This is a genomic window from Stutzerimonas nitrititolerans (assembly GCF_003696285.1).
Classification (GTDB): Bacteria; Pseudomonadota; Gammaproteobacteria; order Pseudomonadales; family Pseudomonadaceae; genus Stutzerimonas; species Stutzerimonas nitrititolerans.
Map to the genome: position 1 here is coordinate 165,007 of NZ_RFFL01000011.1, position 7,895 is coordinate 172,901.

General features: G+C 64.6%; 7 protein-coding genes. 4 read left to right on the forward strand and 3 right to left on the reverse strand.

Annotated features, from left to right (window positions below; genetic code table 11):
• Positions 1–373: 373 nt before the first annotated feature.
• The 4 genes from EA795_RS15005 to EA795_RS15020 all read left to right on the forward strand — a co-directional run bounded on the left by EA795_RS15005 (position 374) and on the right by EA795_RS15020 (position 3,596).
• Positions 374–943 (forward strand): GNAT family N-acetyltransferase, encoded by a 570-nt coding sequence (locus tag EA795_RS15005; protein ID WP_058075249.1) that lies wholly within the window; start codon positions 374–376, stop codon positions 941–943.
• A gap of 229 nt (positions 944–1,172) precedes the next feature.
• Positions 1,173–1,886 (forward strand): AzlC family ABC transporter permease, encoded by a 714-nt coding sequence (locus EA795_RS15010; protein ID WP_014852437.1) that lies wholly within the window; start codon positions 1,173–1,175, stop codon positions 1,884–1,886.
• Positions 1,886–2,212, forward strand: a complete 327-nt coding sequence (locus EA795_RS15015) for an AzlD domain-containing protein (protein WP_014852438.1) — start codon at positions 1,886–1,888, stop codon at positions 2,210–2,212. Before EA795_RS15010 ends, EA795_RS15015 begins: the two co-directional genes overlap by 1 nt.
• 46 nt (positions 2,213–2,258) lie before the next feature.
• A complete protein-coding gene (locus EA795_RS15020; RefSeq protein WP_014852439.1) occupies positions 2,259–3,596 on the forward strand; it encodes an MFS transporter in 1,338 nt (445 codons plus the stop codon).
• A gap of 28 nt (positions 3,597–3,624) precedes the next feature.
• Here EA795_RS15020 and malE read toward each other — a convergent pair whose 3' ends face one another.
• The 3 genes from malE to EA795_RS15035 form a co-directional block, all read right to left on the reverse strand.
• Positions 3,625–4,884 carry a maltose/maltodextrin ABC transporter substrate-binding protein MalE gene (gene malE, locus EA795_RS15025; RefSeq protein WP_122078180.1) on the reverse strand — a complete coding sequence of 420 codons (1,260 nt, stop codon included), beginning with the start codon at positions 4,882–4,884 and terminating at the stop codon, positions 3,625–3,627.
• A gap of 77 nt (positions 4,885–4,961) precedes the next feature.
• A complete protein-coding gene (locus EA795_RS15030) occupies positions 4,962–5,885 on the reverse strand; it encodes a MalM family protein (protein WP_122078182.1) in 924 nt (307 codons plus the stop codon).
• 148 nt (positions 5,886–6,033) lie between these two features.
• Complete coding sequence (locus tag EA795_RS15035) at positions 6,034–7,326, reverse strand: maltoporin (RefSeq protein ID WP_014852442.1); 1,293 nt, start codon at positions 7,324–7,326, stop codon at positions 6,034–6,036.
• Positions 7,327–7,895: the final 569 nt, after the last annotated feature.

The following is a 7,895-nucleotide window of genomic DNA, read 5'->3' on the forward strand; positions in this document are numbered from 1 at the left end:
GACCAGGGTCGTATCGTTCCGTGGTGATACTCAAGCTTGGCTGGTTTTCAACGAACCGGGATGTTGCCGCTCATATAAATCGGATATGGATAAAGTTTCGCAGCAAACGAGGGGCGCGTGTGGCGGCTGCGACCATGGTCGCATGCAGCTGGCGAACCGCTGCGGAACAGGCGAAAGTACTGCGCCAGAAGCTTCTCGGCGCTTTTCTCGGGTTATCATCCGTGGCGCCCAGCGACGATTGGGCGCAGGTTCGGCTGGTCGTTTCGTTCACCATGGCCGGTTCGGTCCGAATGGGAGTTGCGCCGCCGGGCACTTCCGGCCCGGCGAACGATCTCAACAGCCTGGCCGTCTCTTCATTCATCAGGAGAAACCAATGTTCACGCCGCGTCCGGTCACCTTGCAGCGAGGCGCCATGCGTCTGGACCCGCTGGCGGAGGCCGATATTCCTGCCCTGGTCGAGCTGGCCGAAGAAAACCGTGAAGAGCTGATCTACATGAACGGGCCCTTGCGCCCCGACTGGTATCGTCACGCGCTGGCCGAGCAGCGGGAAGAACGTGCGGTGGTGTTCACCCTGCGCCTGGCCGATCGCATCATCGGCACCACGCGCGTCGCCGACTTCAACCCGGCCCTGCCGGCCGCCGAGCTGGGCTGGACCTGGATCGATCGCGCCGAGCACGGCAGCGGTCTGAATGCCTCGATCAAGTACCTGCTGCTCAAGCATGCCTTCGAGGAGTGGCAACTGGTACGCCTGCAATTGAAGACCGCGGCGAGCAACCTGCGCTCGCAACGCGCCATCGAGAAACTGGGCGCCCAGCGCGAAGGGTTGCTGCGCAATCATCGCCGCCTCGCGGAGGGGCGTCTGGATGACACCGTGCTGTACAGCATCACCGACCGCGAATGGCCGGCGGTGAAGGCGTTGCTGGAGGGCGGAACGAACGACTGATTCGTTCCATGAGGGCCGGGCGCAGCACCATCTGAGCGTTTCCGGCCGAGCCGCGCGGCGATTGCCTGGTATCGCCATACGACCCATCGCCTCGGCTGCCAACATCGGGTAAGGTTTGCCGTTTTCGCGGGCGATCCGTCCCGCGTCATCGATCCGTCTTCGATATTCCGTACTCTGCAGCGCAACAGCGGCATATAGCCGGTTCCGTTGTGGACCCCAAGGAGCCCCGATGTCCCGCTCGCAAGAGTTCTTGCATGGTTGTCGCGATATCCTGCCGCTGATCGTCGGTGCCATTCCCTTCGGTATCATCTTCGGCACGCTCGCGGTGGGCGCCGGGCTGTCGGCGTGGCAGACCATGGGCATGTCGCTGCTGGTATTCGCCGGCTCCGCACAGTTCATCGCCGTCACCCTGATCACCGGTGGCGTCGGTGCGCTGGTGGTGTTGCTGACCACCTTCGTGGTCAACCTGCGCCACGCGCTCTACAGCGCGGCGATGCAACCTTTCGTGCGCCACCTGCCGAGCCGCTGGCGGGTGCCGCTGGCCTTCTGGCTGACCGACGAGGCCTTCGCCGTGATCCAGCACCGCTATGCCCGTGACGATGCCTCGCCGCACAAGCACTGGTTCTTCCTCGGGGCCGCGCTGACCATGTACCTGAGCTGGCAACTGGCGACCCTCGCCGGCGTCGCCTTCGGCCAGGCGGTGCCCGACGTGGCTCGCTGGGGCCTGGATTTCGCCATGATCGCCACCTTCATCGGCATCGCCGTGCCGATGATGCGCACCCGGCCACAGGTGGCCTCCGCGCTGGTGGCCGGCGCCGTGGCATTGCTGACCTGGGAGCTGCCCTACAAGCTGGGCCTGATCGCCGCGGCCCTGGCCGGTATCGTCGTCGGCGTCGGGCTCGAGCAACTGGCCGAACGCCGCGTGCGACAGGAGGCCCACTGATGCAGATCTGGCTGCTGATCCTGGGCATGCTGGCCATCACCTTCGTGATTCGCTACAGCTTCTTCGCCTGGCCCGACCTGCGCTTCCCGCGCCTGGTGGAGCAGGGCCTGCACTACGTGCCAGTGGCCGTGCTGACCGCCATCGTGGTGCCGGGCATGCTGATGCCGGAGGGGCACTGGGCGCTGCATTGGCACAACGCCTATCTGCTGGCCGGCGTGCTGGCGATCCTGATCGCGGCGCTCAGTCGCAACCTGTTGGCGACCATCGCCGGTGGGTTGCTGAGTTTCTTCCTGTTGCGCTGGGCGTTCGGGCAGTTGCCGCTGTGAACGCGCTGCCGCGTGCCTCGTCATCGAATCGATCCGGCGAGTTGTCATGAGCCAGCCATCGCAGATCCGGCTGCTGGGCAAACGCCGCTTCCTGCCGTTCTTCGTGACGCAGCTGCTCGGTGCCTTCAACGACAACGTGTTCAAACAGGCGCTGATCCTGGCGATTCTCTTCCGGTTCAGCACGAGCGCCGACACCAGCCTGCTGGTCAACCTGTGCGCCATGCTGTTCATCCTGCCGTTCTTCCTGTTCTCCGCGCTGGGCGGCCAGTTCGGCGAGAAGTACGAGAAGGCCTGGCTGATTCGGCGGATCAAGTTCGCCGAGATCCTGATCATGCTGGTGGGGGCGCTGGGCCTGCTGCTGGGCAACCTGCCGCTGTTGCTGGTGGTGCTGTTCTGCATGGGTACCCAGTCGGCGCTGTTCGGCCCGGTGAAGTACTCGATCCTGCCGCAGCAATTGCACCAGGACGAGCTGATCGGCGGCAACGCGCTGGTGGAAATGGGCACCTTCCTGGCGATCCTCGGCGGCACCATCGGCGCCGGCATCCTGATGAACGATGCCGATTACGCGGTGCTGGTTTCCATCGCCGTGGTGCTCATCGCATTGCTGGGCTACCTGGCCAGCCGCGCGATTCCCGCGACGACGCCGGCCTTTGCGGACCTGAAGATCGACTGGCAGGTGCTGCGCCAGTCCTGGCACATCATGCGGCTGGGCTTGGGGCAGGAGCGGGCGGTGTCGCGCGCGATGATCGGCAATTCCTGGTTCTGGTTTCTCGGTGCGACCTATCTCACCCAGATACCGGCCTTCGCCAAGGAACTGCTGCAGGGTGACGAGGGCGTGGTGACGCTGATCCTGGCCACTTTCTCCATCGGCATCGCCCTGGGTTCGATGCTCTGCGAGCGGTTGTCGGCGCATCGCGTAGAGATCGGCCTGGTGCCGCTGGGCTCCATCGGTCTGACGGTGTTCGGCGTGTTGCTCTGGTGGCAGGCCGGCGGGTTGCCGCCGGTGACGGAAAGCCGCGACTGGCTGGCGTTGCTGCTCGAGCCCGGCGCCTGGTGGGCGTTGCTCGCAGTGCTGGGCCTGGGAGCCTTCGGCGGCTTGTACATAGTGCCGCTGTACGCGCTGATCCAGGCTCGTACCGCCCTGCAGGAACGGTCGCGGGTGGTGGCGGCCAACAACATCCTCAACGCGCTGTTCATGGTGGTATCGGCGCTGTTCGCCATCCTCGTGCTGACGGTGGTCGGGTTGTCGATTCCGCAACTCTTCCTCGCCGTCTCGCTGCTCAACGTGCTGGTTGCCGGCTGGATCTTCCACTCGGTGCCGGAATTCGTGGTGCGGTTCCGGCGCTGGGCACTGCGCGAGCCTGAGTTGCCGCCGGCACGCTGAAATGCCAGTCCGCGAGTACCGCAGGGCGTCATTCGCGGGTGACTGAGTCAGCCGCAACGGCCATCTCGGCGGTGGGGTAGAAGCGGCGGCGTACCGTCTGCATCTGTGCGTGCTGCCTGAGGCGCGCGCTGATCTGCTCCAGCGTCGCGGGAATTTCCCGCTCGCCTTGAAGCATCGGGCGCAGGCGGCTGTCGAACAGGCTCCAGAAACGCTTCATCTCGGGGACGTCGGGCATGATCTCGCCGCTGGCGGCCGAGCGGTAGGTGTGGGCGATCAGGGGGTCGCGCTGCAGCGTTTCCAGCAACTGCAGGTTGGCCACCGCGCCCAGCGGCTTGTCGGCGTCGATGACACGCAGGCCGTCGGCGGTGGTCAGATAGTCGTCGAGAAAGCGCTGCGCCTGGGCCTGGTTGGGGCTGTGCGCGTTGATCGCGGCGGCGACGATGCCCACGAAAGGCTTGCCGGGCCGGTCGGCGTCGATTCCCGGCACGTGATCGATGCCGAAGCGCATGCCCGCTTCACGCAGTTCATTCCATACCCAGGGGCCATTGATCATCATGGCCAGTTCGCCGGCCTTGAAGGCCTTCATCATCCGTTCGTAGTTGTCTTCGGGCGTCAGCACGCCGAGCTCGAGCAACCGGCGGATCTGTTCGAAGCCCGCCACCGCGCCGGCATTGGCGATGCCCAGGTCGTCGAGGTCGTATAGTCCGTCACGCTTGCGCAGGCTGTAGCCGCCGCTGCCGGCGATGACCGGCCAGGAGAAATACAGGTTGGCGTAATCCCAGGCGATGGCACGTTTGCCCCGGGCACGCAGGTCCCGATCCAGCTCGATCAAGTCCTGCCAGGTACGAGGCGGCTTCGCTACCAGGTCGCGGTTGTAAATCAGGCTGACCACTTCGGTGGACAGGGGATAGCCATAGATGCGGTTGGCCACGCTGACCGCCTCCCAGGCGAAATCCGGCGTGCGCTGCCGCGCGGCCTGGCTCGGTTGCAGCGCGGCGAGATGTCCGGCGTCGAGCCAGGAGCCGAAGCGGTCGTGGGCGAAGATGACGATGTCCGGCCCCTTCGCGGTACCGGCGAGCCGGTCGAAGCGTGCGGCCAGATCATCCGGCGTGGTGACTTCGACCTCGACGCCGGTCTCGGCCTGGAAGCGTCGACCGATCTCGGCTACACCATTGAACCCCTTGTCCTGATTGACCCAGACCAGCAGCCTGTCGCGTTCGAAGGCCTGGGTGGCGCCGGGCAGGCAGAGAAGAACCAGCAGAACGGCGGCATTGAGCAACGTGATCATCTTCCAGCTCCTTGCTTGGCAGTGGCGCACCCGGCCGTGTCAGGGCCGGGTGGCGATTTCCGTTGCGATGAAAACGACTACTTGATCTGGATGCGCTCCAGCAGATAGGCACGGGCGTCTGCGTCGCCAATGCGTGCGGCCTCGTCGGCCAGGTGCAGCGCGCGCTCCAGATCCTTGCTCGCCAATGCAGCATCGATCCCCTGGCGGTAGTACGCCTTGGTTTCCGGCAGCACCGCCGGTGCGGGTACGGATGGCAACTGATTGCCCATTTCGCGACCGGTGCTGTAGGCCGGAACGTAGGTGTTGGCCTGCTGGCCGGCGACCTTGTCTTCGATCAGTACCATCTTGATCACGCCCGTCGGCGAGTGCCGCGCGACCGGGTCGGGGATGCTTGGCGGCTCGTTGCCCAGCGCCTTGGCGTAAGCCTTGGCCGGGTGCTGCAGGGTAGTTCGACCGGTGCTGTCGCGCTCGGAGCTGAAGAGCACCAGGTAGTGCTCGTTGCCCGGGTTGTCCAGGTAGAGCCGGTCGATGCGCAGCCGGGCGTCGAGGCTATCGCCCTTCAGGCCCTCGGCCGGTACGTAGCTGAAATCGTCGGCATCCAGCAGGCGAGTCATGCGGAACCGGCTGTCGAGCAGCATGGCGCTGGGAGCCAGCACCGTGTCGCCGGCCTGGCTGTACAGGCGAATCTCGAAGGATTTGCTGTCACGCGGCAGGGCGAAGGCGCGGAAGAAGCTCTTGCCGCTGTCGAACTCGAAGGCGGGTGCGCTGGTATCGATCAGCACGCTCGCGCTGAAATCCACGGGGATGGACTGAAACGGAAATTGCTCGATCCGCACGCAGCACGGAGCGGCCGCGGCGAGTGCCTGCCGTGCGTTGCTTTCGGACAGTTCGAGCGGGGCGGGGCTGTGTGAAAACGCATCGACGCGCTTCAGCGGCTCGCTACCGCAGCCGGTCGTCATGACGGCGGCCAGTCCGAGCACCAGGGGCATGCTGTTCTTCATTGAGACGTACTCCGGTCCAGACAAAAAAGACCCCGGCCAGCCAAGCCGGGGTTGAAACACCGCCGAGACGGTGGAGCGGAAAAAACAGGCTGTGCCCGAATGGACTGAGCGGGAGGAGAGGGACCGCCACCAGTCGGGTCTCAGCCAATCACCACCAGGCTTCGGCCTGTACGCCGAAGGTCAGGCCGTCGTCGTCGCCGGCATCGATGGATTCGCTGGCCGCCTGGTAGCGGCCGCCGTCCCACTTGGCGTAGGTGGCGAATACGCGAATCTGCGGACGTGCCCAGAAACTACGACCGGCGGACCACTGCTGGGCCAGGGTGAGCTTCTTCAGGTCGCGGCTGCGTTCGCCGTCGGCCTGCGGGTCGATGCGGTCGTAGCCGAATTCCAGCGCGGTGCTCATGGTCTCGTTCCACTTGTAGACCGGGCGCACGCCGAAGGAGAGCCATTCCTGGCCGGAGTCGTTGTCGAAATCGCGGTCCTCGTAAATCTGCACGTACATCATCTCGATGTTGTCGGTCAGGCCGACCACGCCCTGGTTGACCAGGCGCAACATCTTGCCGTCGCTGTTGCCGGTGCTGTTGCGCCCGCTACTGCCGATGATGCCGTCGGTGCCGTACTGCAGGGCGAGCTTGTTGTAGCCGCCGAACCAGTCGCCCTGGGTGTGCTCCAGGGTGATCAGATGACCTTTCTGGTCGGTGTAACCAGGGTCGCGCTCCTGCTCGTCGGTGAGGTTGGCCTTGCCGTAGTCGTAGCCGATTTCCAGCTTGCCGTTGGGGTTGACGTCGATCTCGGCCAGGCGGATGTCGAGGGTGTCGTTGGCGATGTTGGTGCCGGTGCCCGAGCCCTGGTAGACGTAATCGCCGTCGGTATTGCGGATCCAGGCGATGCTGGCCTTGGCGAAGCCCAGGTCGATGTCCTCGATGCCCGCGCCAGGACCGGATACGTCCCAGTAGTAGTAATCATTGATGTGCACGTCGTGGCGCTTGTAGTAACGCTTGCCGGCCCAGATGTCGGCGCCCGGCAGACTCTCGATCAGGTTGTGGCCGACCACGTTGAACTGGCGTATGGCCACGTCACCACCTTCGTCGAAGGGGTGGTTGGCGCCGCCGTTGGTGTCGGTGCGGGTCGCTTCATAATCGTTAGCCTGGCGCGAGTTGTAGGCGATCATGCTGTCGACGTAGAAGCTCTTGTCGCCTTCCTTCCAGACTTCCTGGCCAAGACCGATCTCGGCGTAGGTCTCGCACTCGTTACCCAGGCGGTACTTGGCCGGCGCACCCGCCGCCTGGAAACAGGCCTGGTCGCCGCCGCCCGCAGTGGCGCCGACACCGGAACGCATGTAGCCATGGAAATCCACTGCCAGGGCAGGGGCGCTGACCAACATCGCGGCCAGAACGTATCCGGGCTTGAACAGGAAGGGGGGCATCTGCTTGTGCTTCATGATGAGGGTCCTTGTTATTTTTGTTGGTGCTGCGATAGCCGTGACATTGCCGCTCCAGCGCCAGCCACACTGGGGTCGGATCGACGTGAACTAGAGTCAGTGATGGCATGGCGCCGCCACATCCTCCCTGGTGAAAAAAAACGATGGCTGAGTTGTCGGGCGTAGCTGTCTGTCAGGGGAGTAGGCAGGCAAGAGAGTGGATGCCAGAGCGGTGGCGCAGGTGTTTCGCCGCGAAGAGGCGCTTGCGCATGACGGCGCGAGTGCTCGACATGCAGCCGAGAATCGCCGCGTGAAGGTCGGTGAAAAGTGCGAACGTCGATGGATTCCCCCGTTTTGGCGGGCCTTATCCTCCGGGGGTGAACCGTCTCATCCTTCGTAGTGGCAGCCGTCCCGTAGGGCTACGCCCCCATGCAAGAACGAAGGCGGCGCCGAAGAATCGGAACATGATCCGGCCAATGCCATGCTGTGAGTGCCACGGGACGCATCGTGGCCTTGCTCGATCACGCCGTTCATCATCCCTTGGAGATTGTGACCTACCGCACCGAATCCGCCTGCTAGAGCGGGCCACG